This window comes from Chitinophaga cymbidii, from assembly GCF_007992715.1.
In the GTDB taxonomy this organism is placed as follows: Bacteria; Bacteroidota; Bacteroidia; order Chitinophagales; family Chitinophagaceae; genus Chitinophaga; species Chitinophaga cymbidii.
Map to the genome: position 1 here is coordinate 98,537 of NZ_BKAU01000004.1, position 25,951 is coordinate 124,487.

Annotated in this window: 15 protein-coding genes; 11 read left to right on the forward strand and 4 right to left on the reverse strand. The window is 54.9% G+C overall.

Annotation, left to right across the window (positions count from 1 at the left end):
* Positions 1-8 precede the first annotated feature (8 nt).
* The 3 genes from CCY01nite_RS16750 to CCY01nite_RS16760 are packed head-to-tail and all read right to left on the reverse strand — an operon-like array spanning position 9 to position 6,328.
* Positions 9-1,721 (reverse strand): RagB/SusD family nutrient uptake outer membrane protein, encoded by a 1,713-nt coding sequence (locus CCY01nite_RS16750; RefSeq protein WP_222614423.1) that lies wholly within the window; start codon positions 1,719-1,721, stop codon positions 9-11.
* Positions 1,722-1,725: 4 nt separating this feature from the next.
* A complete protein-coding gene (locus tag CCY01nite_RS16755; protein ID WP_146864251.1) occupies positions 1,726-4,860 on the reverse strand; it encodes a SusC/RagA family TonB-linked outer membrane protein in 3,135 nt (1,044 codons plus the stop codon).
* Between the two features lie 40 nt (positions 4,861-4,900).
* Entirely contained in the window at positions 4,901-6,328 is a 1,428-nt protein-coding gene (locus tag CCY01nite_RS16760; RefSeq protein ID WP_146864253.1) for a glycoside hydrolase family 5 protein, read from the reverse strand.
* Between the two features lie 555 nt (positions 6,329-6,883).
* Between CCY01nite_RS16760 and CCY01nite_RS16765 the strand changes: the two genes are divergently transcribed.
* The 10 genes from CCY01nite_RS16765 (at position 6,884) to CCY01nite_RS16810 (ending at position 24,313) form a co-directional block, all read left to right on the forward strand.
* On the forward strand, positions 6,884-7,468 hold the full coding sequence (locus tag CCY01nite_RS16765; RefSeq protein WP_186831107.1) for an RNA polymerase sigma-70 factor: 585 nt from the start codon (positions 6,884-6,886) through the stop codon (positions 7,466-7,468).
* A 55-nt stretch (positions 7,469-7,523) separates the two neighbouring features.
* Complete coding sequence (locus CCY01nite_RS16770) at positions 7,524-8,723, forward strand: FecR family protein (RefSeq protein WP_186831108.1); 1,200 nt, start codon at positions 7,524-7,526, stop codon at positions 8,721-8,723.
* Between the two features lie 200 nt (positions 8,724-8,923).
* A complete protein-coding gene (locus CCY01nite_RS16775) occupies positions 8,924-12,220 on the forward strand; it encodes a TonB-dependent receptor (RefSeq protein ID WP_146864259.1) in 3,297 nt (1,098 codons plus the stop codon).
* Between the two features lie 14 nt (positions 12,221-12,234).
* Positions 12,235-13,701: a RagB/SusD family nutrient uptake outer membrane protein gene (locus tag CCY01nite_RS16780; protein WP_146864261.1), complete on the forward strand. Its 1,467-nt coding sequence runs from the start codon at positions 12,235-12,237 to the stop codon at positions 13,699-13,701.
* Between the two features lie 61 nt (positions 13,702-13,762).
* The gene (locus CCY01nite_RS16785; RefSeq protein ID WP_146864263.1) at positions 13,763-15,961 is read left to right on the forward strand and encodes an alpha-amylase family protein; all 2,199 of its coding nucleotides are present in this window, start codon (positions 13,763-13,765) and stop codon (positions 15,959-15,961) included.
* On the forward strand, positions 15,958-17,892 hold the full coding sequence (locus CCY01nite_RS16790; RefSeq protein ID WP_146864265.1) for an alpha/beta hydrolase: 1,935 nt from the start codon (positions 15,958-15,960) through the stop codon (positions 17,890-17,892). Before CCY01nite_RS16785 ends, CCY01nite_RS16790 begins: the two co-directional genes overlap by 4 nt.
* 29 nt (positions 17,893-17,921) lie before the next feature.
* Positions 17,922-19,553 (forward strand): DUF5597 domain-containing protein, encoded by a 1,632-nt coding sequence (locus CCY01nite_RS16795; RefSeq protein WP_146864267.1) that lies wholly within the window; start codon positions 17,922-17,924, stop codon positions 19,551-19,553.
* A gap of 26 nt (positions 19,554-19,579) precedes the next feature.
* A complete protein-coding gene (locus tag CCY01nite_RS16800; protein WP_186831109.1) occupies positions 19,580-20,752 on the forward strand; it encodes a polysaccharide deacetylase family protein in 1,173 nt (390 codons plus the stop codon).
* A 10-nt stretch (positions 20,753-20,762) separates the two neighbouring features.
* A complete protein-coding gene (locus tag CCY01nite_RS16805; protein ID WP_146864271.1) occupies positions 20,763-21,635 on the forward strand; it encodes an alpha/beta hydrolase in 873 nt (290 codons plus the stop codon).
* Between the two features lie 20 nt (positions 21,636-21,655).
* Positions 21,656-24,313, forward strand: coding sequence for a family 78 glycoside hydrolase catalytic domain (locus CCY01nite_RS16810; protein ID WP_146864273.1), 2,658 nt, complete (start codon positions 21,656-21,658; stop codon positions 24,311-24,313).
* Between the two features lie 4 nt (positions 24,314-24,317).
* Here CCY01nite_RS16810 and CCY01nite_RS16815 read toward each other — a convergent pair whose 3' ends face one another.
* The gene (locus CCY01nite_RS16815; RefSeq protein WP_246129965.1) at positions 24,318-25,082 is read right to left on the reverse strand and encodes an alpha/beta fold hydrolase; all 765 of its coding nucleotides are present in this window, start codon (positions 25,080-25,082) and stop codon (positions 24,318-24,320) included.
* Between the two features lie 208 nt (positions 25,083-25,290).
* Here CCY01nite_RS16815 and CCY01nite_RS16820 point away from each other — a divergent pair, with 208 nt between their 5' ends.
* Positions 25,291-25,875, forward strand: a complete 585-nt coding sequence (locus CCY01nite_RS16820; protein WP_146864277.1) for an RNA polymerase sigma factor — start codon at positions 25,291-25,293, stop codon at positions 25,873-25,875.
* Positions 25,876-25,951 lie beyond the last annotated feature (76 nt).

The window sequence follows — 25,951 nt, forward strand, 5'->3', positions numbered from 1 at the left end:
GAATACATTTACCAGCCGGGGTTTTGAGCGATGTGGCCTTTGTTCACTTCAGACAGTATGAAGGGGTGCAGGTACATCTTGCGCAGGAAAGTGCGCTGCTCGAAAATGAAGGGCGTAAATCTGATCTCCGTGCTGTTGGGTATGGCGGCCAGCTTCAGTCCCCAGAAATCCCCCCGCATCACGCCGTTCTCCTCCGCGATCATCCAGCGGCGGATGTCCCAGAAACGGTGATCTTCAAAAGCCAGCTCCACCGCTCTTTCATTCCGCACCCGCGCACGGAATGCATCTTTGGAAAGATTGTCCGGAAGGTCCGGCATGCCGGAGCGGCGGCGGATCACGTTCACCGCTTCGTATGCGTCGGAAGGCGGTACATCGTAATATTCATTCAGCGCCTCCGCGTAGTTGAGATATGCCTCCGCCAGCCGGAATATCTGCCAGTTGGGGATCTGCGCCGCGCCGTTATGCAGCTCCTCGGGGATCAGCTTGTGCATCCAGTGGCCGAGGGCGCTGTTCATGCAGTTGAACTGCGGGTCTTCCCGGTTCCAGTAGGAGTTGTGATAGGCCACCGTTTGCTTGAAGCGCGGGTCCAGCTCGTCGTACTTCTCGAAGAGGTTGTTGCCGCCGGCTTCGGGCCAGGTTTGCGGGGTGCCGTCTTTCTTTTCGTATTTCCGGATGAAGTTCATGGTCACCATGGCGCCGCCCCATCCGGAGTGGGTGAGGGTGTTCGGTTTCATGGTAGCCCAGGGAATTTCCCAGTTGTTACGAAGACCGTATATTTTGGCGGCGAGGATGATCTCCGGGTTGTCGTTCGTCGTCCATTGGTATTTGTAATTCGCGGTCACGCCCCGGTCCGTGATCAGGCGGGTGCCTGCGGAGGGCGCCTGGTCGATCACCGCTTTGGCGGCATCCGCCGCCAGCTTCCAGCGTTCCTTGTCGAAGTTGCCGTAACAGATCAGGTTGTTCTTGTCGCCAAAGTTGAGATAAGGCTGGGCGGCATTGAAAAGCGGGCTCGCGGCGTACAGCAGCGTTCTGGCTTTCAGCATAAGCGCGGCGCCTTTGGTGGCGCGGCCGCGCATATTGCTCGGATAGCTGGGCGGCAGCTTGGCCGCTGCGTCGGTTGCATCGCTCACAATGAAGTTGATGCATTCTTCCAGCGTGTTCCTGCCGATGGCAAGATCGTCCGTCAGCTGAAACCTTTTATCCGCAATAGGCACGCCGCCGTAGCGTTTCACCATCTCGAAATAATTCAGCGCGCGGATGAACCTGGCCTCACCATATACCTGGTCGCGGTAAACGGCCGTGAGGTTCGGCACTTCATCCAGTCTTTCCATGATGATATTGGCCATGCGGATCGCCGTCCACCGAAGAAAAAACCGGTAATCTTCCAGGTTCACGATGTCGCTGGCGGTGATGCTGGCGTTGTTCCAGCGCTGGGAGGTCATCCAGCCTACTGCGTATTCCACCTCGTCCGTAGCGCCGGCGGAAATATCGTACGTTGCGGCGTTGGTAAGACTTCTGTCTTCCGTCGGAAAGCCGTGATGGATGCCGTGCCGGTAAAGGCTGGCCACATACATTTCCAGTTCTGTTTGCGAAGAGAACATGGTGTTTTCCGTAACGTCCACACCGGGGGCCTTGTCCAGGAACTTCTTCTCGCAGGAGACAGAAAGGATGCTGCACAGGCCCAGTATATAAAGTGCATGTAATTTTTTCATCGGTTTCATGCCATCAGAATTTAAGATTAAGGCCGAAGTTGATCGTTTTCACAAGCGGGTAAGGCTCTGCGCCGTTGCTGTTGCCGTCCCATACGCCTACCGGCTGTTCCGGGTCGATGCCCGGCGGCAGGTCGTGCCAGGTCAGCAGGTTATTGCCGTTCAGATAGAAACGCGCGGCGCTGATGCCGATCCTTCTCAGGGCGCTGGCCGTGAGGGAATAACCGATCTCTACGTTCTTGAGGCGCACATAGCTCGCATCCCTGATCCAGTAGCTGGATTCCTTGTAGTTATGTTGTTGCGCATCGGTGCCGATGGCGAGGTGCGGATAGGAGATAGGCAGTCCCGCATCATAACGTTCCTGTGACCAGCTTTCGAGCAGGCCCCGGTACGCGCCGATGTCCAGCGGAAAAGCGATCTTGGCGCGGGAAGGGAGGTCTGTGCTGACCTTTGTGGCGCCCTGGAAGAGCACGGAAATATCAAACCCCCTGTAACTTGCACCTAATGAAAGGCCGTACAATTGTTCCGGGAAATTGGAGTAGCCGATGGGCACATAATCTTCTTCGGAAATAAGTCCGTCGCCGTTCACATCCTTGTACCGGATATCGCCGGGCTGGATCTTGTTGTTGTTCCATTGCGATGCGGGCCTTTTCGCGTCGTTCACTTCATCCCATGAATTATACAATCCTTCCGCGATCAAACCGAAGTACTGCCCCACACGATGTCCGGTGCGCTGCTGGTAAGGCATGGGTTGGGGAATTTCATCCATCTCCAGGATCTTGTTGCGCGCGAACGTAAACGTTCCTTTCACCCAGTACTGCACATTCCCGATGTTGTCGTTAAAAGAGATATCGCCATCAATGCCGCGGTTCTGCATCTTGCCGAAGTTGTACGGCGGGAAGTTGGCGCCGGTGATCACAGGCGTGGTCTGCCGGGTGGCGAGGATGTTGTTGCGCATTTCGGAGAAGTAGTCCGCCGTTATCGCGAACTTGTCTTTCCAAAACCGCATTTCCAGCCCTACGTTCTGCTTCACCGCTCTTTCCCAGGTGAGCAGCTCGTTGCCGAGCGCGCCTTCCACGGGAGTGGTGTAGATCGAATAGTTGACGCCGGCTTCGCCGAAATAGTAGCCGGTGGAATAAGTGTAGGAAGTGGGACGGTAGAGGAAGCGGGCATTGTTGAGCTTGTCGTTGCCCACTTCACCATAAGAAGCCCTGATCTTCAGGAAGGTCAGCACGTCGTTCTTCGGGAAGAACGGTTCCATCGAGGGTATCCAGCCAATGGAGTAGGCGGGGAAGAAGCCGAAGCGCCGGCCTTCCGCAAAGTTTTCCGTGCCGTTATAGCCCGCGTTGAACTCGGCCATGTAACGGTCTTTGTATGCATAGGTCACACGTCCCACCACGCCCTGGTAACCGTTCGGCACCAGGAAGGCCAGGTTGGGATCGAAAAGTTTTGTCTGGTTGTATAGTACGAGGCCGGTAACGGCATGATCACCGAAAGTGCGGTTGTAGTTGATGCCCGCTTCCGCATAGGTGCGCCGGTTCTTGGCGATGGCCTCGGCGTAGCCGAAAGGCTCTTCCAGGCTCTGCGGGCGGAATTGCAGCGATCCGTCCGGTAATCGTTTAACCGAGTACGTTACCACGTTCTTGCTGTAGGTATCGCGCTTGCTGTTGAAGTTCTGGTAGGAGATTTTTCCGTGGATGGACAAGCCTTCGGTGATGAAGTCCAGCGCATAATCCGCTCTCACGGTACCGTTGAGGTAGCTGCGGAATTCCTTGGAGTAGCCGGAGCCGAGCAGGTTCACGATGGGACTCACCGGCTGGCTGTAGCCCTGTGTAACGATCTTGTTGTCCACAATGCCCGGCGATTGCCATGGTGGTGCGTCGCCGATGGCCTGTATGATGCGGTTGGTATTCCAGTTGGAGCCGCGCCGGTTTTCGTTTTGCATGGAAAGGTCCAGCGCGATCTTCAGTCTTTTTGTAACGTCGAAGTTAAAGTTGGAGCGGAAGTTATAGCGCTTGAATTTGATCTGCGCGTCCCATCCGGGGTCCAGCGTAGTTTGTTTGAAAAGCGCTTCCTGGTTGAACAGGCCGCCGGATATGAAGTACTTTGTTTTTTCAGTGCCTCCGCTGATGGTGAGGTTTTGCTGCGTTTGTACGGAGGTCTTTTTCAGCAGCATGTCGTAATAGTTGGTGCTGGGGTACATAATGGGATCTTCGCCGGATTCGTACTTGGCGATGTCCGCATCACTGAAGCGCGGTGTGTAAACGGCGCCGGTGATATAGCTGTCGTATTTCCTGGCCGCATTGTACGAGCGGGTGTATTCCGCGCTGTTCATCGGTTCGCGAAGGTCCACGAAGCTGTTGAGCGCCACGTTGGTGGTCAGGTTCAGTTGCGGTTTGCCTTCCTTGCCGCGGCGGGTGGTGATGAGCAATACGCCGTTGGCGCCGCGTACGCCGTATATGGCGGTGGAGGAGGCATCTTTCAGGATGGTCACGCTTTCGATCTCGTTCGGATCGATGTTGTTGTAGTTGGATACTTCAATACCGTCTACCATGATCAGCGGCTCCTGTGAACCGGTGAACGTGCCGATGCCCCTGATCCTGAGCGTGGAGGCGTCCTGCCCCGGCTCGCCGCTGGATTGCCGGGCCAGCAGGCCGGACATGCGGCCGGCCAGCGAGTTGCTGATGTTGGCAACGGGCGATTGCAACAGGTCTTTGGTGGTCACAGAAGAGATGGCGCCCGTTACGGAAACTTTCTTCTGCGTGCCGTAACCCACCACGATCACTTCTCCCAGGTTTTCGGAAGAAGTGGGCATCGTTACGTTGAGCGTGTTGTTGTTGCCCACGCTGCGTTCCTGCGTAACGTACCCCATGAAAGTGAAGACCAGCACTACGTTGCGGTCCGGCACCTTCAGGGTGAATCTTCCGGATTCATTGGTAATGGCTGCGATGGTTTGGTCTTTGACGCGCACCGTTACACCGGGGAGCAGCTCTCCCTTTTCGTCCTTAACGGTGCCGGTGATGGTGGTTTCCGCCTGGAAAGCGGCCTCCGGAGGCATGGTAGGGCTGTGACCAGCCGCTGTTCCCCCGGCGAACAGTGCGCCGGAGGAAAGGCATGGGATCATGCACAGCAGTGATAGAAATTTTTTCATGACATGCGATTTTTAACTTTCTACATACTTGAACAGATGCTTATTTCTTCAGGAGAATATAGGCAGGGCCTTCGCCGATAGTAAGACTGATAGAGTGGTCGCCCTGCTGTTCCCAGGCAGCGTCCGGGGCTTCGCCCGCGGCGGTGGACATAGCTTTTACGCTGACGGCTTTGCCGGGCATGTCTGTCAGCGTGACTCTGGCTTCGCGTGGCTGGTAGCCGTCTTTTTCGTGGGACTTCACGCCGGTGGGGGACCAGGCCACCCAGATGATGTTATTCGCATCGCTGCCGTGTTTGAACTCGTACACATACAGCTGCCCGTAATCTTCTTTCACGATGCGGCTGAAACGGTAATTGCCCAGTGTTTCATACAGCTGCCGCACAGCGTGGAAAGACATCTTCGGCTCAAACTTCCGGGTAAGGCCGGATGCCGCATGGAAAGACGCTTCATCATCATCGTTATAATAATACAGGTATGCGCGCTCTATATCCATTTTGGCAAACGCGAGGAAAGACCGCACGAGGTATTGCGCCTGCTGCAGGTCGGTATGCCCCTGCCAGTCCAGCTTCTCCCACCAGTCTTTCCGGTGCTGCATGGCGCCCGGTGTGCAGGCATCATAACCGAATTCCGTTACCCATACTTCTTTGCCGGGTGCGGTGCTGTTGCGCCAGTCGATCGTTTCCTGCACTACTTTCTGATAGATAGCGGTGGTGTCTTCCGGCCAGGTGCGGTTCCAGGAATTGGGATTATTGCCGGATTTCGGGAGGGTGGCGTAGGTGTGCACGTTCAGTACATCGTAGAGCGGCAGTACGTCCGCATCCGCATAGAAGGAATGCACGTCCTGCGAATAGTCGTCCGCTGTGCGGGCGTGTACGGTAGGCGTAACGATCTTTGCCTTGGGATCGCCGTCGCGGAGGCCCTTGGCCATTTGTACGAAGAGGTTGCGGAATACGGGAAGGTCCACCCGGCGGCCCGGCTCATTATCGATCTCGAAAGATGTGGCGAGCTTCTCCGTGCCGGAGGGGCCGTAATACGCCGCCATGGCTTTGGCATAATTATAGCTCCATTGTTCCTGCCCCTTCCATTTTTCGATGAAACCATCATGCCCGCCGCCGAATTTTGCGAACTGCATGCAGATGTCGGTTTCAAAGCCGCCCTGCTTCCAGGGCCCGTATACATCCCTTTTCCAGTTGATGTTGTTGATCGTATTGGGAATGGTGATGGAATCCCCGGGCTTGTTTACATCCCAGTCTATATTGTGATAATTCCGCACGAGGCGGCATACCTGTCCGTATAAAGCCGGTTTGAAATGGAAATGTCCGTTAATGCCCATGAAGTCTTTCATCAGCGGTTTGTTGCTGGCCGAATCTTCCGTTCCGGCTGCTGTTTTCTCCTTGTTGTCCGGCGTTTTACAGGACAGGAAGGAAAGCGTGGAAATGGAAATAAGCCCCAATACAATTTTTTTCATATTGATCTTTGTTTAATGATTTTTTGTGAAAAGCGCGCGGGCGGTCGGTTGCATGCATTCCCGCAAAGTCCGGTCAGACACCGGTTCCCGTCATTCGATGATATTGGTCAATTGAAGTGTTGCAGCACGTGCTGAAGAGAAATTGGTAATCTCTGAACGTGGAAAATTGAGTAATGGAATGCTGCCAATTCCGTGTAAGTTGACAACAAGGTAGAAATTAATTTTAAATAACTGTTTCTTTAACAATTAAAATTTTTTTATCCTGATAATCTTTCCGTTTTTTCTTTTCATGATAATTATTTCGCGCCGGTTCAATTGTAATTGCTTCAAAACCAGCTGCTATGGCGGTGTTTGGGCGATGATGGCGGGCGGGTAAAATTTGTAGCCTTATTATTTATACTGCAAAAAGCGGGGTGGAAGTACAATCGTATAAGTCGCGTCCGTTCAAATAATTTTAGCAGGCATTTAAATTGAATTTTTTATTTTTAAATAATAAATGTTCCCTTTACAATTAACGTTTTTCCACTTTATTCCACCGTTTCAACCAATCACTGTTTGCAAGAGGGACTTTACATACAGGAATTTCAGAGAGGCGATCACCATGCCTTTGCTACTTGCTTCGACCGGTATCATGCAGCCCTGTGCTATTTTGCGAGGGGATTTTTACCGGATTCACCGGTGATAGCGGCGGATGTGGTGCAGGATGCTTTTGAGCGGCTGTGGGAGCGGCATGCGGATTTCGCGCATGAAGCGGCTATCCGTTCTTTCCTGTATGTGACGGTGAAAAACGCGATCCTGGACATGCAGAAGCATGACAAAGTGGTGCGTAAATACTCCGCGATGCAGCGCACGGAGGCGGACATGCAGGATACCATGCTGGAGCGGATGATAGAGGCGGAGGCGCTGGCGGATGTGCACCGCGCCCTGCAAAAGCTGCCCGAAGGTTGCCGCAGCGTGCTCAATCTCGGGTATTTCCAGGGGTTGCGGAACGCGGAGATCGCGCGGCAGCTGCAGGTTTCCGTGAATACTGTAAAGTCCCAGAAGATGCGCGCCATCAAGCTGCTGAAAGAGCTGTTCGCCGGCTCCGCCAATACCAGCCTGATGGTTGCGCTGGTGCATATGGCGGCGCTGTTCCGTTAATTTTTTTTCTTCCTCTTCCATCCTTTCCGTCCGTGTAGTCGTTTTATTGTGCATGATGCAGCACGAAGATTCGCATTTTGAAATTTCGCACCTCCTCGCGCGGCTGATCGAAGGAACGATCACGCCGGAAGAATCAGCGCGGCTGGAGGCATGGCGGCAGGAAAGCCCGGCCAACGAACAGTTGTATCGCCGCATGACAGATCCTGCGTACATCGCGGCGCAGCTGCGGGACTGGGAGGATGAGCATCATGTGCGCACAAGAGAGCTGCTGGTGAAAAAAGCGCGCGGTACCGGGAAGATCAGGATGTTCCTGCGGTATGCCGCCGCGGCTGTAGTGCTGATGCTGCTGGGCGGCGGCATTGTGTACCTGTTACAGCGGGATGCCCGGCTTTCCGCGCCGGCACAGGCGACGGAACAGCGAAACAATACGCCGGTCCCCCGCGGAAATGTGGCGAAGCTGATCATGAGCAACGGGAATGAGGTGCTGCTGCAGGGCAATGTGCTGCAGGAGTTCGAGGAAGCGGACGGTACGCGCATGCGGAACGGCGACAGCGTTCTGCGTTATAACGCCTATGCCGCGGCAGACGCCACGCCGGTTTACCATACGCTGAAAACCCCCAAAGGCGGCGAGTACGCGGTAATACTGGCGGACGGCACCACCGCCTGGCTGAATGCCGCGTCGTCACTACGGTTCCCTACACACTTTGAAGGAAAGGAAAGAGTGGTGGAGCTTTCCGGCGAGGCTTACTTTGAAGTTTCCGGAGACTCCAGGCGCCCTTTCATCGTGAAGACCGGCCGCTCCCGCGTGCGGGTACTCGGCACGGCATTTAACGTAAATGCCTATACGGACATGCCCGAAGAACGCACCACGCTGGCCAGCGGCGCCGTGCGGGTCAGTCCCCTGAAACAGGGCGCCGGCGTTGTGCTGCAACCCGGTTACCAGGCTAAGGTACAGCCGGGTGAAACGGTGAAGGTTTCCCGCGCGGACATGGAAGAGGCGCTGGCCTGGAAGAACGGGCTTTTTGTTTTCAACGCCGCTTCCCTGGGCGAGATCCTCGGCCAGATAGAGCGTTGGTATGATGTAGATATAAACTGCGAAAGCGGCATGGAACGGAAGTTCCATTTCACGGGCCGCATCCATCGTTATGAAGATATCACCGGTGTGCTGGAATTGCTGGAAATGACAGGAAAAGTAAAGTTCACGCTCGAAGGGCGCACCCTTAGCGTAACACCGGCCAAAGCAAGGAAATCCTGATTGCCGTAAGTAAACCAAAAAACAATCGTTATGTAGAAATTCGCCAGTTACAAAGGAAGCCGGGAAGGCTGCCACCTCCGGGCTTTTGAAGTGTAATCGTATTTATTCCGAAATGCCGGTTCCATGTAAGTTATGAAAATCATCTTTCCGATGGGGGAAGGTATGCTTTGCCGTTCCACCACCGGATCAATCCTTCGTGTATGCGAAACATCACCTTTCTCATGCTGGCATGCCTGTTGCAGGCATCTGCCGGCTATTCGCAGGATGTGCGCCTCTCGCTGGACCTGAAGGATGCCAATTTGTCCCGCTTGTTCGGCATCATTCAGCAGCAGAGCGACTATAAATTCCTGTACAACCTGGAAGATGTCAACAATGCGCCGCCGTTGAACATCCGCATGAAAGACGCCACCATCCCGGAAATACTGGCCGCATGTTTCAAGGATTATCCGCTCGGCTACCGCATCTCCAACAAAACCGTGGTAGTGGTGCCCCGCGAGGACGCACCCGCGCCCGCGCCGGAAACGCCCGTTAAAAAAAGTACCGCCATCACCGTCAAAGGCACGGTCACGGACGACAAGGGGCAACCGCTGCCGGGCGTGACCATTTCACTGAAACAAAGCACGCTGGGCACCACCAGCAACACCGAAGGAAATTATTCCATCACGCTGCCGGACGGCAACGGAACGCTGATATTTTCCTATCTCGGGTTTGTAAAGCAGGAAGTATCCGTGAGCGGCCGCACCGCTATTTCCGTGCGCCTGGTGAGAGATGTAACCGGTTTGCAGGAGGCCGTGGTAATCGGCTACGGCACCTCGCGGCGGGCGGACCTTACGGGCGCCATCGCCACCGTATCCGCCGCTTCCTTTGAAAAGCAGCCCATCATCCGGGTGGAAGATGCATTGAAAGGCCGCGCCCCCGGCGTGCTGGTGCAGAAGCCGAACGGCACACCCGGCGCGGGCATGAAGATCCGCATCCGCGGCGGCAACTCCATCACAGGCAACAGCGATCCGCTGTACGTGATAGACGGGATCATCGGCGGAGATATCAGAACGCTGAACCCTAACGACATCGCATCGATGGACATTCTCAAAGACGCTTCCTCCACCGCCATCTACGGCTCGCGCGGAGCCAACGGCGTGGTGATGATCACCACCAGGAGCGGCAAACCGGGACGCAATGTGCTTTCTTTCGATGCTTTTTACAGCATGGATAAGGTCAGTAAAAAATATGACCTGCTCAACGCCGCGGAATATATGGAAGTAGCAAATGTAAAGCAGGATGTGGACGGGCTGAGCCCCTTGTTCACGCCCGCGCAGATCGAGGAAGCGCGCCGTAACGGAGGCACGGACTGGCAGGACGAGATATTGCGCACCGGCGGAACACAGAACTACCAGCTGTCCTTCAGCGGCGGGAGCGACAACACCCGCTATTATATTTCCGGCAACCTCGCCGATCAGAAAGGCATTGTGGAGAATTCTTCCTACAGGCGCTACGGCCTCCGCGCAAATGTGCAGTCGAAGATGGGCAAGCGGCTGGACTTCAATCTGAACCTCTACGGCACCTTTGAAAAATCCCGGAACACTTATAGCTACGATGGCCGCAACACCGCGCTCGGAAGCGCGCTGATATTTTCACCCAACGTTCCCGTATGGGATACCGCCACAAAAGATTATACCCGTTCTCCTTCTTACGGGCCGATCACTTCCAACCCGGTGTTTTCCACCGATGCCTGGATATTCGATGCCAACGTATTGAATGTGCTCGCCAGCACACAGCTTAATTACCGCATCACGGATGAGCTGTCCGTATCCATCAGCGGCGGCGTGAACGGCAACAATTACAACAACCCCTACCTGAAAAGATATCTGCCCGGCAATAACCTGTCCAGCACGGAAGCCGGTTACGACAACGGCTTCACCTGGACCCTGCAGAACACCAACATGCTCAACTATGCCAAAGTCTTTAACACTATTCACTCGCTGAAGGTCACGGCGGGTTATGAGCAGCAACTCAGCACCTCGAAATACAGCACAGCCTGGGCTACGGGGTTTCCGTCCATTGCACTCGGGTATAACGATCTTTCCCTGGGCGCCACGCGCAGGGTGGGCTCCGGTTATTCGCAATGGTCCCTGCAATCTTACCTCGGCCGCGTCAATTATACGTTGAAAGACCGGTACCTGTTCACCGCAACTTTTCGCGCGGACGGCTCCTCCAAATTCAAAGGGGATAACCGGTACGGTTACTTTCCTTCCGGCGCCTTCGCCTGGCGGATGTCTGAAGAACCTTTCATCCGCAACCTGAACGTCTTCAGCGATCTGAAGCTGCGAAGCAGCTACGGGCTGACCGGCAACCAGGCTATCGGTCCGTATAAAACACTCAACCTGCTGCAAACATTCGAAAGAGGCTATCCTTTCGACGGCAACAATTTGTCCGTGGGCATCGGCCCCGGTACGCCCGCCAATCCCGATCTGAAATGGGAAACCACCGCGCAGCTGGATATCGGTATCGACTTCGGTTTTTTCGGCGGCCGGCTGAGCGGCGCGCTGGATTATTATCATAAAAAAACAACCGACCTGCTGCTGGACGTGAACATCCCGGATTACAACGGCGGCGGCACGCGCACGAGCAACGTAGGCTCCTTGCAGAACAAAGGCATTGAACTGATGCTCAACGGCGTGGTGATCGAAAAAGAAAACCTGCGGCTGCAAACCGGTTTTAACATCAGCGCGAACCGCAGCAAGGTGCTGGACCTCGGCGGCGCCACGGAGATATATACCAACGGCGGTTATAACGTCGGCCTCAATCCGTTCATCGTAAAAGTAGGAGAGCCGCTGGGGCAGTTCAGGGGATATGTGTACCAGGGCGTATGGAAAACCGCCGAAGCGGCGGAAGCCGCCAAAGTGCAGCGGCAACCCGGTGATGCGCATTACCTGAATGTAAATGGCGACGGAGAGATCAGCGGGCCGGACATGATGAAGATCGGCAGCGCCATCCCTGATTTTACCTGGGGCTGGAACACCACGCTGGAGTGGAAAGATTTTGATCTCAACCTGCTTTTGAACGGCATGCAGGGAAACGATGTCTGGAACTTTACCCGCTGGCTGCCCATGAGCTTCAGCACGGATGCGCGTTATGCCACGGCGCGGGAAGTGCTGCGCAGATGGACGCCGCATAACGAAAATACAGACATCCCCGGCATCACCACTTCCACCAACACGCTGCAACAAACCAGCCAGTTCGTGGAAGACGGGAGCTTCATCCGGCTGTCCAACCTCACACTTGGCTACAACCTGCCGCTGCCGCTCATGAAAAGCATGAAGATCAGCCAGGCAAGGTTTTATGTAAGCGGACAAAACCTTTTTGTGATCACGAAATATAAAGGATTCGACCCGGAGCTGTCCACCACGCCCAACACCTCTGATGTGGCCGTGGGAATAGACAACAGCACCTATCCGGCGTTCCGGACCTTTACCATAGGCGTAAGGCTTGTACTTTGAAAAATTGCAGGACCATGAAAAAACTGAAAATATTCGCCGTTGGCATGCTGTTATTGTCCGGCTCCTGCCAGAAGCTGGATGAGAACCTGCAAGGCTCTCTCGTGAACGAGGTGTTCTTTCAGACGGAATCCGACCTGGATGCAGCCGTCACGGCCATCTACAGCCGGCTGGTCAGCGATCCCTGGAATGGCTTCGGATCTACGCGGGTGTGGGTGCCGCTGATGGGAGCGGATGACCTCACCACTTTGTCCGGCGGCAACAAGCAGGACTTCAAGGAGTTCGACCTCTTTGCCGGCACCTCCCAGAACGGCGCGATGCGCAGCTCCGGCTGGCGCATTCCTTACTCCGTGATCTACGCCGCCAATAACGTGATACAGAACTATGAGAAGGTCAATGCCTCCAACCCTGACAATGTAAACAAACTCGTTGCGCAGGCCCGTTTCCTGCGCGCTTTTTCCTATTTCTGGATCGTGCGGATCTTTGGCGATATCCCGCTGATCACATCTGTCGAGATGGATTATAATGCAGAAAAATCTTCCGTGAAGGACGTGTACGATCTCATCGTGGCGGACCTTCGGTTTGCGGAAGACCACCTTCCGCCAGAATGGCCCGGCAACCCTGGCAGGCCCACGGTGTGGGCAGCCAGGTCTTTGCTGGCGCAGGTATACCTGACCATGGCCGGATGGCCGCTGAAAGATGAAACGAAGTACGCATTGGCCGCCGCGGAAGCGAAGGATGTGATCGATCATTCACCGCATGACATCCTGGACAATTTTGCCGACATCTGGCTGCTGAGCAATGAGAACAACGAGGAAATTGTGTGGGCCATACAATTCTGTTCGGTGGAAAAGTGCAACAGCCCTTATTACATGACGCAGGGCGGCTACACCACCATGCCATCGGAAGAATCCGGCTGGGACGATGTGTTCTTTGAACTCGGGTTCTATAAAAGATTTCCCGCCGGTTTGCGGAAAGATGCTACTTTTCATACGCAGTTCACCAACGGCATCAGCTTTGAGCAGAGCAGCACCAAACATCCCTACATTGCGAAATACAGGGATGGCGCGGAGAAAGGGAAGGCTTCCTATGAAAACGACTACATGACTTCCCGGAATATGAACTACCTGCGTTTTGCCGAAGTGTTGCTGATCTATGCGGAAGCGCAGGCGATGGCGGACGGAACGCCTGACAGCGAAGCCTATAAGGCCATCAACCGCGTGCGTGACCGCGCGGGACTGGATGACCTGACGCCGGGCCTCGGCAAGATGGCCTTCCGGGATTCCGTGATAGCGGAACGCGGATGGGAGCTGGCTGCGGAATTTTCCCGCTGGTTCGATCTTGTGCGGACGGAAAAAGTAGAAACGATAAAAAGCCTCAAAGATCCGCTGGACATGCAGCCGGTGGTAGAGGTTACCAAAAAACAATATCATTCACCGATCCCTGATTATGATGTATTGCTGAACCCGAACCTCGCAAAATAGGATAGGAACTAATGTCCGAAGATGGGCATCAACAGGAAGTTTTTAAATGGACATGATAAAAATGAATGTATTTACAAGGATATGCCTGTTTTGCCTTTGCGCCTTTTTTCAAGCGCAGGCACAGCAGGCCGCATGGACCTATACAGATGGCGGCCTGCATTTTGAATGGAATATTACGGACGATCATGCCAAACTTTCGGAAAAGCCCGGTGGTGCTGTAACCTGGCAGGGCGGGCTGCTACCTTCGTTCTGGATAAAGGACGGCAAGGGGCAGTTCCGCTATCTGAAAGCCCGCGTGCGGGGAACGCTTCCCCCGCTCAGCGGCAAGGTGACAACAGTGCCGCTGGAGCTGGGAAACGCCGGTACCGGTACGCTGTTGCTGGAGCGCGCCCCCTGGGGCATCCGCATCAGCAGGCTGGAGATCAGCTGGCGGGGCAAAGTGCCGCAGATCGTTGAAATGTATATCGGGGCCACAACCATTCCCGCTAACGCGGTGAACGTTAAACCCGTATGGGACCGGCCTTTTCTGCCCGGCTGGCAGTCGATGGGCTATTGTGTGCCCGGTGCGAAAGCCGGAACGGTGCAGAGTTATTTTCGGATGTGGGATTTCGGGCAGCCGGATATTGCGCTCGGCAATTTCGGGCCTTCTATGAGCACGCCGTATGGCGCCGCTTTCCCGCGCCCTGTGTTGTTTGCAGCGATGGGCAACGGCCACGCATGGATCAGCATCGGCGCCGGCAGCGTGCCGGACGGCGCCATGACGCTGCAAATACGCGGCAGCCGCGGCTGCTTTCAGTACCTCTGCCGGGAAGACCTGTGGGGCGCGCCTCCTTCACAGAGCCGCACCTGGAACGATCTGCTGCGAATCACCATAGACACCTCCGCCATCGGCGCGTTCCATAAATACTACGCTTCCTTTCCGGTTGACCCGGATAAAAAAGTAGCACCGGTATCATCCGTGTGGAACACCTGGGGCATGTGGCGGCTGAAGAAATACCCGATCCGGCCCATCGCGGACTTTATGGAAAATATGAGCAACGAAATGATGGTGCTCGACGATCCCTGGGAAACATCGCAGGGCTCCGGCCAGCCGAACCTTCAGAAGTTCCCCGATTTTTTTGCGGACGTGGATTATATCCGTCGGAAGAACACGGAGATCGGAATCTGGGAAACGGTGGGATGGATAAAAGATACGGCCGCGGCGGGGCTTGGCGTGCATGATCTCATTGTGGATACGGCAGGAAAACCCTGCCTGGCCAATTGGAATTTTGATCCTTCCGGCGATGCCTATTATTGTCTGGATGTCAGCTCACCCCGCACCCGCGCTTTTTTACAGGAAAGAACGCGGAAGGTGATGCGTACCCTGAAGCCGCGGCTGATCAAGCTCGATTTCGGATATGGCATGCCTAACCCGAACATGGGCGCGCCGAGAGACCCGAAGTACCGCGGCGAGCGCTCTTCCTGGGAAATGGTGCGGCTCATTGCGGAAGCGGCAAAAAGCATCGATCCGGAAGTTATCATCCTGTATTACGGCATCAGCCCGCTATGGGCGCCGCTGGTAGACATGGTGTCACTCGACGACCAGGGCGACCTGTGGTACGATACCCGCCAGGGTCATGCCGAATGGAGCATGTGGGCTTCATTGTTGTCGCAGCAGAACGTGGCCATCAGCGGTTCTTCTTCTTACGAATGGAGAACGGACGATGAAGTACTGATGAATACCATTATTCTTGGATCGCCCGGCGCGGTGCTGCCCACAGAGCTCGAAAACGGCGATCCCGTTCCGGACCGCTTCCTGAACCGCCGGCTGGCGGTGAATAAATGGTACCGCCGTACTATCCTGTGGAAACCCGCATGGCTCAACAGTCACACCGGCAGTATGGAAGCCCCGCCGCGCCTTCGCTGCTGGGGCAGGCTGGAACATTTCGCCGGAAAAGATGTGCTCACGGCATTGACGTTAAGGGAAGATGATCATAAACAGTTGGCAGACATCCAGTGGTCCGGCAACTGGGGCCTCGTTGCGCAGGATGACCGGGCGGTGACCGCTTCGGCGCGGCTGGCCGTGATCCCTTTCAGTGAAGGAAAGCTGAACATACCCTGTGCCCGCAAACCTTCGAAAGTAACGAAACTCAATATGCAGGGCACTACGTCCGCGGATAACTGGTCATGGTCGCAAGGCCGACTCACCATTACCGTAACGGCGGCACAACTGGATAATACCGCCGGGTTTCTCGTAGAAAGCGAAATTGTTGAACGATGAGATTATTCTTGCTGATGGCCGGCCTGTGCCTGCTCATAACGGACGTAACAGGGCAACAACCGCCTTACCGCGACCTGACCCACAACAGCCGCGTATTCGGTCATCCCAAAACATACCGTTTATACCTGCCTGAAGGTTATGATGCGGATAACCGGCGCTATCCCGTCGTTTATTTTTTTCATGGATGGGGCGGCAGGCATTTTAAGGATGATAACGCCAAACTGGATTATACCGCCTTACAGCGGTTAGTGAATAAATACCGTGTGATCATGGTGATGTGGGATGGGAATATCGATGAAAGCGAGCCGCGCCCGTACAATATCGGGAATCATGAGGATGTGAAGTTCCGCGTGCAGATGAAAGATTATTTTCCCGAACTGACCGCGCATATCGATAGCACTTTCCGTACGTTGACGGACAGGCAGCACCGCGGGATCATCGGTTTCAGCATGGGCGGGATCATGTCTTTATACCTCGGTGGTAAATACCCGGACGACGTGAGCGCCATCGTCAGCATCATGGGCAGTCCCGAATTTTTTATCGGCTATCCTGAACGGCATACCCTGTACCCGGTCCGTTACACCTTCGGTAACCTCGAAGGCGTGCGGGTGCGCATACATACCAGTCCAACCGACATCCTGTACTGGCTGAACGAAGAAGTGCGCGCGGGAGCGGCGTGGGAGGGAGGCGTGCAGCCCGATTATCAGTCTTTCGAAGGCGGGCATATGGTGGATCATGCGGGAGAAACAAAAGTGTTTGAAAGCGCGCTCCGCTTTGTGGCGGAGGGGTTTAAGCATCCATTGCCGCTTCCCGCCGTATGGTCGCATTACGATCTGTATCCCGCTTTTGAAATAAGGGATTATAAAGTGGAAAGTAATCTCCGGCAACCGGGCTTCCTGTACCTGCGTCATGTGAATAAAAACGGATGGGGTTTGTACACGCGGCGCTGGCTGCCGCTCGGCCCGTCCGCGAAAAATGTGGAAGCGAAGATCACCACGCCGGCGATCTATGAAGCGGGGCAGGAATACCAGGTGCTACGGTATGATCTCCTAACAGGCCGCTTACGGCTTGCGCAGTCGCGGGCCAACGCCGAAGGCCGTTTGCAGCTGACGCAATCCGCCGGTGCAACGGAAACCGCGATCTACCGGGAGGGGGATGCGGTTGCATGGATGGGGCTGGAATATAAGTTACAGCAGGCTTCCGGTGTTGGAAGACCGTCGTTGATCAATGATAGTACGAATGCCATGCCTGAAAGCGGCTACCTTAAAACCGGACACAACACCCTTACGCTGCGTTTACTGAACCGCGGCGGAGGCAACAAACAGATCCAGCAGGTGCGCGTCCGCATCCGCTCCAATGACCCCACCGTAACGGTCATCGATTCGCTGGTAAAGGTGAGGGCCGCGCCCGGCATACGTGTACTGCAATTGCCGTCCGTTCGCGTGGATTGCCAGAAGCAGCCGCCGCCGCATGCAGCGCCTCCGGAAATAAAATTACTGTTACAGATCACGGCAGACGGCGACCAGGTGTCTGAAGATGAAATGATCGTACCGGTATGGTCCGATGCGCCGGAATGGACGGATATCAAGATAGACGACGGCAGGCCGCTGCGCGATTCAGCTTTTGGCAGCGGCAATGGGAACGGTATAACGGAAGCGGGGGAACGAATTATGCTTTACAAGGATGCTTCCCGTCTGCGGCTCTATACCGAAGACCCCTGGGTGGCCTATGACGAAGAAACGCTGGCGGACGAAATTATCCCCGCACGCTGGCCGGACGGGTTCACACTCAGCTCGGTGATCAAAATAAAGCCGGGTTGTCCGCAAGGGCACGAGATCGTTTTCCTGGCGAGCTACGAAACAAAAACATTCAATCCTATCGAACGGAAAGTGCATTGGGGAACGGTGCGCATCAGGGTGGGGCATCCTTAAAGCAACCTTAAACAGACAAAACACACAACATGAAGAATATTCGGATCATCAGCCTCATCACGGCGTTTCTTTGCTGCAGCCTGGCGGGCGCGGCGCAATCCAGGCAGCTGCCTTCATTTGTAAAAAAGCAACAGGGCAAGGGCTACAGCTTTCTGGTAGACGGCAAACCTTACCTGATGCTGGGCGCCCAGCTATGGAACAGCAGCAACTGGCCCTACATCCTGGAAAAGACCTGGCCGCAACTGCGCGAGCTGCATTGCAATACGCTGGAAGCACCTATCTACTGGCAAAACGTAGAGCCGGAGCCGGGACGGTTTAACTTCAGTGAACTGGATTCCCTCATAGCCGGCGCCCGCAGGGAAAACATAAGGCTCATCCTGCTGTGGTTCGGTTCCTACAAGAACGGCAGCTCCCAGTACGCGCCGGAATGGATACTTTCCAACCCGGACCGCTATCCGCGCATGAGAGATGCCGGCGGCGCGGAGTTATTATTGCTCTCGCCCGTAGCACCCGCCAACCTCGACGCGGATAAGAAAGCCTTCGCCGCCATGATGCGTCACCTGAAAAAAACAGACGCGCAGCAGCAAACGGTGATCATGGTACAGGTGCAGAACGAAGCAGGCTCGCTGGGCACGGACCGCGATTATTCAGAAGGCGCCAACGCCGTATTCAACGCCGCTGTTCCCGCAAAGCTGGTACAGCAACTCGGCAAGCGCGCCGGCATCTGGAAAGAGGTGTTTGGAATAGACGCGCCGGAATCATTTAACGCCTATCACATCGCCAGTTATATCAACGAAGTGGCGGCGGCCGGCAAGCAGGAATATGCGCTGCCGATGTTTGCCAACGCCTGGCTGCGCGAGCACCGGTTCAGGCGCCCCGGCGATTACCCCAGCGGCGGCCCCACTTCCAATATGTTCGATATCTGGAAAGCCGTGGCCGGCAACATGGTGCTGCTCGCGCCGGACATCTATCAGAATAACCTGGCCGCCATCGATGATATTTGTGGTAAGTACGACCGTCCTGACAATCCGCTCTTCATACCTGAAACCGGTAAAGGGCTTGACTTCGCCCGTTATCATTTTCATATGATCGGCAACCACGGTGCGCTCGGTGTAGCCGTGTACGGTATTGATCCTTTTCATGCCGATCCGCATGATGAACGCCGGAAAGACCGGCTGGACGACAAGTTCGCCGGCATCGCCGCCAACTACCGTTTACTGCATGGCGCCATGGATGAAGTGCTCGCCCTGCAGGGAACAGGCCGCCTGAAAGCCGTGATAGAAGAGCATAACCGCTCCGAGCAGCTGGTAAACTTTGACGGATACGATATTCTTTTCACCTTTGGGTATCCTTCTTATAAAAAGGACCGCTCATCTTCCGGCCGTGCGCTGGTGGCTCAGCTGAATGCGAATGAGTTTCTGCTGATCGGGTTTGACGCCAAATTCCAGTTCAGGCCCACTTATGGCTCCGGCGCGCAGAGCGCGGAGATGATCCTGGTGGAGGAAGGGTATTATGAAAAAGGAAAATGGGTGCGCAAGCGGCTCTGGAACGGGGATGAAGTGTACCATTCCACGCTGCTGCCGGAAGGCGTGATCCTGAAAATAAAATTACGCCCGGCCGGCAAAGCCTTTTCGGGAGAAATGAAAGCGAACTTTGAATGATAAGATTATCGTTTTTCTGTTTGTACATGCTTTTTGCGATGGAAGCGGCCGCGCAAACTGCCGCTGCAACATTTGTGCGTATAGCGGAATCATCATCAGCAGATACGACCATCCGTATCATCATCACGCTGGATGCTCCGGCTGCAGATGCCAACGTTAGTATAACACCGCTGCGCTATAACAAGCGTTTTGCATGCAGCTTTACGCTGGATGACGGGCTGGTTTCAGCCGCCCGCGTAGCTTTCCCCTTCTTCAACGGCGGGAAAGTTGCACCATCTTTCAAAGACCAGTGGGGATTTGATCAGGGTGCGGACGGAGCAGCGCATCCGGGTTTGTTTTATACGGACGGATGCGGAAACCCGCGGCCATTTACCGCCGCGGTAGCCGTCAATGCGCACTCCGTGCGGAAAGACAGCACACCCGATGCTGGCAATCTTTCCTGGGGCCAGCTGGAACGCATGACCAGCGCGGGATGGGATGTACTTAACCACAGCTTCACTCACGCCACAGGAAAAGATGTAAAGGCCGCGGAGGAAGTGGACAGCAACACCAGCGCCGTGCAGCGGCATCTTCACACCAGCATGCGCCAGTTCGTAATACCGGGCGGAAAGGATGACGTACTCAGCCTGCCATTGTACACCGCCGCCGCTTTTGAGCAGGGCCTGCAGGTGGTGCACAGCAGCCGGTACCGCGACTACTGGATAGAACCGGCCACTTGCAAAGACTGGGACCATCTGCTGGCCGGCCGTTATTTCCTGCATAGCAACATGAAAAAAGATGTCTTTCAGGAGATCGCCCAACGGCTTGAAACAGGCAGGTACTACTGGCTGAACACCTTTACGCACAGCGTGGGGAACGACAATCTCTGGAATATCAGCTTTCGCTTCAACGATTTCTCCGCCTTTTTCAACCGCCTGGCCGCGGCCTATGGCAAAGATGGCGCGGACAACATGTGGTTTGCACCGCCGGAGGCCGTTCACGCCTACGAATCCCTGCGGCGCGCCGTGAAGCCCGACATCAGTTACAGCGATAACAAGCTGTTGATAACATTTGATACGAACAGCCTTCCTGCGGTGGAGCAGCACCGGGCGCTGACCTTCCGGGTGCAGGGCAGCGCCGCTATTGCGGAAGTTTCCGCGGAGAATTGCACCATCGAAAGTTATGGAGGAAAAGAAAAGATCATTAATATAACATGGTAAAATCAAGATCATGAAAAAACAGCTTTGGGCATGGATGATGGCCTGCATCATGCTTCCCGCATTATTGCATGCGCAGGCAGGGAAGGTATCGGATAATCTTACCCTGCCCAGTAAAATATTGAAAGGGGACAGGAAGTACGCCATTTACCTGCCGCCGGATTATGAATCGTCCAGCCGCAGCTATCCTGTGCTGTACCTCCTGCATGGCGCCGGCGACGATCAGACCGGCTGGGTGCAGTTCGGGGAAGTTTTGCATATTGCCGATAAGGCCATCCGCGAAGGCAACGCCACGCCCATGATCATCGTGATGCCCGACGCCAACACCGGCCGCCGTGGATACGCCAATGATATCAAAGGAGAATGGCAGTATGAAGATTTCTTTTTCAAAGAGCTGATCCCTTTCATCGAAAAAACGTACCGCGCCAAAAAGGAAAAGCGCTACCGTGCGGTGGCGGGCCTTTCCATGGGTGGAGAAGGTACGTTCACTTATGCCCTGCATCATCCCGAGCTTTTCGCCGCGGCCTGCCCCTTGAGCGCGGCTACCGGCCCGCTCGCGCTGGAAGACGCCACCAGGTGGCTCAAACGCCGCGGACAGGATTCCACCGTTTCCGATGCGCAGATCAAAGCCTGGTATGAAAGACAGAGCGTGTTGCACATGGTGAACAATATGCCGGAAGATCAAAAGAAAGCCGTGCGCTGGTACATTGATTGCGGCGACGATGATTTCCTGTTTGAAGGCAATTCCCTCGTTCACATCGCCATGCGTAAAAAAGAAATACCGCATGAATTCCGCATCCGGGACGGCGGCCACTCCTGGGGCTACTGGCGCACCGCATTGCCCGAAGTGCTGGCATTTGTATCCGCATCTTTCCACCAGTTTTAAATCATCCCGAAACAGACATCATGATAAAGACCTGCATTTTATTTGCGGGCCTGGCGTTCGCGCTGCCCGCATTTGCGCAAAGTACCATGGAAGTCACAGACCTGCGCTGTGAATACATGACCGATCCCCTAGGCATTGACGTGCAAACACCAAGGTTTAACTGGAAGCTCACAGACAAAGAACATACACGGGGGCAAAAACAAACCGCGTATCACATACTCGTCGCCAGCAGCAAGGCGCTGCTGGACAAAAACAGGGGAGATATCTGGGACAGCGGTGAAGTAACATCGGATCAGTCGTCGCTCGTGCCGTTTAAGGGAGCAGCGCTGCGCGCCAACCAGGATTGCTACTGGAAAGTGCGTACGCGCGACAAGGACGGGCATACTACCGCATGGAGCGCGGCCGCGCGCTTTTCCATGGGGCTGCTGCAGCCTTCTGACTGGAAAGGCGCCTGGATCAAACATCCCGATGCGGCGAAGGAAAACCATATCTGGTACCGCCGGAATTTTACACTCGGTAAAGTGAATACCGCTTTTGTGCACGTAGCTTCCATGGGATATCATGAGCTGTACATCAATGGCCGGAAGGCGGATAACCGGGTGCTGGCGCCGGCCCTTACGCGGCTCGACAAGCGGGTGATGTATGTAACATATGATATTGCCGGCCTGCTGCGCGAAGGAAATAATACGATCGCGATATGGTATGGGCCGGGATGGTCGCGGAACGAGTTTTTCGGCAGGATCATCTTTCCGTCGCTGCGGGCGCAGCTGAACGCGGAAGATTTTGTGCTCGCCACGGATGCCAGCTGGAAATGCCAGGTAAGTTCCAGCAAAAACACGGGGAATAATACCTATGAAGATCACGGCGCCGAATGCGTGGACGCCCGGCAATACCTGGCAGACTGGAATACCACCGGCTTTGACGACAGTAAATGGCCGCATGCCGTGGAAACCGGGCATAAAGTGGCTTTGTCCGCCCACATCATGGAACCCGCCCGTATCATCGATACCGTCACTGCTAAAACGGTGACGGATACACTGAAAGGTATTTACAAAGTAGATCTGGGCAAGAACTTTACAGGATGGGTGGAAGTGAAGCTGAAAGGAATGGCGGCGGGCGATTCCGTCAGGATCATGGTGGCGGACGATCCCGAAACCGTCCAGGACTGGGCGCAGGGAAATATCTATATCTGCAAGGGCGGCGGCGAAGAAACATTCCGCAACCGTTTCAACTACATCGCAGGGCGCTATATCAATATATCCGGATTAAAAAATAAACCCCCGCTCAACAGTGTGAAAGGATATGTTATTGCGACGGACATTGAGCGCACCGGGCATTTTTCCTGTTCAAACACCCTGTTCAACAAAATATACGAAACCGATCTGTGGACGTACCGGATGTGTACCACCGAAGGGTATACGGCGGATTGTCCCCACCGCGAGCGGCTCGGCTACGGAGAGGAAGTATTTGCCACGGCATGGGGGATAGGCATGCCGAACTATAACGTGGGCGCGTTTTATACGAAGCATGTGCGGGACTGGTCGGATGTGCAGGAACCGAACGGATGGATCCATCATACCGCGCCGCAATGGAACGAACATTATGGAGGGCCGATGTGGAGCAGTGCGGGATTGAATGTAGCCTGGGAGTTTTACCGCACCTACGGTGATAAAAAAATACTGGAAGCCAATTATCCATCCAGCAAAAAATGGCTGGAATTTCTGCATACCAAAAGCCAGTTCGGCCTGCTCGAAGCGTTTTTCGGCGGCGGGAAGTTTCTGGGCGACTGGGCCGCGCCGGGCGGAAGAAAAGAGTTCGGCGGCACCCCCGAGGCCACGTTCTTCAACAACTGCGTATACGCCATGAACCTGGAAACGATGATCAACATAGCCGGCATACTCGGTCATCAACAGGACGCAATCCTGTACACCAAAAGATTAAGATTCCTCAAAACCCGGATCAACGCGCAGTTCTTCGACCCCGCGCTGAACATCTACATGAACGGCGACCAGGTGCAGACCGCTTTCCCGTTAATGACCGGCATCGTTCCCGAAAAATTGTATGCGCCCGTGCTCGCCGGTTTCCGGGAAAAGATCACCGCGCCGGACGCCTATTTTGATATGGGCAGCTCCGGCCTGCCGGTGCTGCTGAAGTTCCTGATAGAAGACAAGGAATATGATGAAGCGTTTTCCCGCATCCTTTCCAAAACGAATGAACCGAGCTATGGTTATTTCCTGGAAATGGACGAAACCACCTGGCCGGAATACTGGAGCGTGAACGTCACCAGTAAAATTCATACCTGCTTCACCGGCATCGCATCCTGGTTCATCAAGAGCCTGGCCGGCATCCGCCCCGATCCCGAACATCCCGGCTACCAGTCCTTCATCATCAAACCCTCGCCCGTCAGCAATGTGTCCCACGCCGAAGCGGAAACCGCCTCCCTGTACGGCATCATTAAAAGCAGCTGGCAAAAGGAAAACGGCCGGTTCCGCCTGAATGTAACCGTGCCGGTGAATGCGCAGGCCACCGTTTATTTTCCCGCGTCTGCAGGGGAGCGCATCACCGAAGGCGGCAGGGATATCAGCAGTATAAAGGAGATAAAGGTGATCGGGAAAAAAGATGGCCGCCTGCTGGTAAAAGTACCCGCCGGGCAGTATGTGTTTGTGGCCGGCAGGTAAGCTGTTACCGCAGGAATTCGTTTATCAGGGAAACCGTCAGCTGCGGCATGTAGCTGTCTGGATCCGGCGCGCAGATCTCCCCGATGTAATCTCCGTGCCCGGCCGGCAGGATCGCCAGCTTTGCGTGGGGCAGGGCGCGGAACAGCTCCAGCGCATGTTCGGGAAGTATCACATCGGTATCGCCGTTGATAACGAGCGCGGGCGCCTGGATGGCTTTGATGTCCGCCTCGCTGATATCCCTGAAATGGATCATCCGGGTAGCGTCGCGGGTGAACATGGCTTTCAGCCCTTCCGGGTCGGGGTTGATCGCGCGATAAGCGTCTTTCAGCGGCTGCGGCATATTGTCCAGGGACGCCTGTTGCATGCCTTCGAAAAAGCCGGCCGGCACGCCGCTCCGTTTGTAAAGCGTGGAAGCCAGCACCAGTTTGTTCACCACCTCGGGATGACGGATGGCGATCTGCAGCGAAGTGGTACCGCCGTTGCTGAAGCCCATGATGTCCGCTTTGCTGATATCAAGCTGGCGCAGCAGGGCCGCCACATCGTCCGCATCCTGTTCAAAGGTCATTTCCCGGTCGATGTCCGCGGTATGCCCGTGCGCCTGCAGCTCAACAGCAATGACCCGGTGGCTTTTTGCCAGTTCAGGAAGGATGCGGCCGAAGGTGGTGCCGATAGTTGATCCCCCGCCATGTATCAGCACGAGCGGTTTTCCGCTTCCATGAACTTCGTAGTACATTTTCAGGCCATTCACTGTGGCATATTGTGCATTCATTTGCAAATGTGTTACCGTTAAAAGAAATATGATGAATAAGAACTTGTGTTTCATGGGGTGTGCTGTTTTGATGGCACAAACTTAAACGGATTTTTCATATTCCGGGGGATGTGGAAGTGCCAAGTTGCAGGGGCAATTTGGCTATCCGGCAAGGATATCCGACGGTAATTTCCCAAAAAAGTATTACCTTTTTCCCATCTTCCACAATATGCCAGGATACAAATATTCAGATCGGGATACCATAGACAGGAATGAATGGTATGTTGCCTTGTACAGGCAGCATTACAACTACCTTGTCGCGATCGGGCTGAATGCCGGCTACGGGATGGAAACCGTCAAGGACTGCATTAATCAGCTCTTCCTGCATTTTATTGAAAAGAAGATCGACTGGAATGCGGTGGACAACTGCAAGCACTTTATTGCCGTGAGCTTCCGGCGCCGGCTGCTCAACCTTTCCGCGGCCAAAGAAAGCCGGCTGGTATACGATCTGCCGGAAACGGACGATGCGGAAGACAATGCCGAAGAGAAAATGATCCTGGACGAAGAGCAGCGTCAGTTACAGGAGAAATTGAAAAACGCCTTCCTCCGCCTGCCGCCACGCTGCCGCCTGGTAGTGAAGCTGAAATACTACGAAGGTCTTTCATCGGCCCAGATCGCCGAAAAAACCGGCCTGAGCCATCGCAGTATATATAATAACCTGTCTGTGGCGCTGAAAGAGCTGCGCCTGATATTGGAAAAACAGGAGAAGCACCCCGTAAAACATCTCAACTTCCTGTTGCTGACCCTTTTCTAACGTTTCCCGCCTGTGAGCAAAAAAAAATTGGAAAAAGTTGGTAAATCCTGCCAGCCATCTTGTCTATTAAGTACAA

What these genes read in the sequence shown, in the direction of transcription:
- CCY01nite_RS16750 (WP_222614423.1), bottom strand. Translation starts at nt 1,721, where the DNA reads ATGAAACCGATGAAAAAATTACATGCACTTTATATACTGGGCCTGTGC.
- CCY01nite_RS16755 (WP_146864251.1), bottom strand. Translation starts at nt 4,860, where the DNA reads ATGAAAAAATTTCTATCACTGCTGTGCATGATCCCATGCCTTTCCTCC.
- CCY01nite_RS16760 (WP_146864253.1), bottom strand. Translation starts at nt 6,328, where the DNA reads ATGAAAAAAATTGTATTGGGGCTTATTTCCATTTCCACGCTTTCCTTC.
- CCY01nite_RS16770 (WP_186831108.1), top strand. Translation starts at nt 7,524, where the DNA reads ATGCAGCACGAAGATTCGCATTTTGAAATTTCGCACCTCCTCGCGCGG.
- CCY01nite_RS16775 (WP_146864259.1), top strand. Translation starts at nt 8,924, where the DNA reads ATGCGAAACATCACCTTTCTCATGCTGGCATGCCTGTTGCAGGCATCT.
- CCY01nite_RS16780 (WP_146864261.1), top strand. Translation starts at nt 12,235, where the DNA reads ATGAAAAAACTGAAAATATTCGCCGTTGGCATGCTGTTATTGTCCGGC.
- CCY01nite_RS16785 (WP_146864263.1), top strand. Translation starts at nt 13,763, where the DNA reads ATGAATGTATTTACAAGGATATGCCTGTTTTGCCTTTGCGCCTTTTTT.
- CCY01nite_RS16790 (WP_146864265.1), top strand. Translation starts at nt 15,958, where the DNA reads ATGAGATTATTCTTGCTGATGGCCGGCCTGTGCCTGCTCATAACGGAC.
- CCY01nite_RS16795 (WP_146864267.1), top strand. Translation starts at nt 17,922, where the DNA reads ATGAAGAATATTCGGATCATCAGCCTCATCACGGCGTTTCTTTGCTGC.
- CCY01nite_RS16800 (WP_186831109.1), top strand. Translation starts at nt 19,580, where the DNA reads ATGCTTTTTGCGATGGAAGCGGCCGCGCAAACTGCCGCTGCAACATTT.
- CCY01nite_RS16805 (WP_146864271.1), top strand. Translation starts at nt 20,763, where the DNA reads ATGAAAAAACAGCTTTGGGCATGGATGATGGCCTGCATCATGCTTCCC.
- CCY01nite_RS16810 (WP_146864273.1), top strand. Translation starts at nt 21,656, where the DNA reads ATGATAAAGACCTGCATTTTATTTGCGGGCCTGGCGTTCGCGCTGCCC.
- CCY01nite_RS16815 (WP_246129965.1), bottom strand. Translation starts at nt 25,082, where the DNA reads ATGAATGCACAATATGCCACAGTGAATGGCCTGAAAATGTACTACGAA.
- CCY01nite_RS16820 (WP_146864277.1), top strand. Translation starts at nt 25,291, where the DNA reads ATGCCAGGATACAAATATTCAGATCGGGATACCATAGACAGGAATGAA.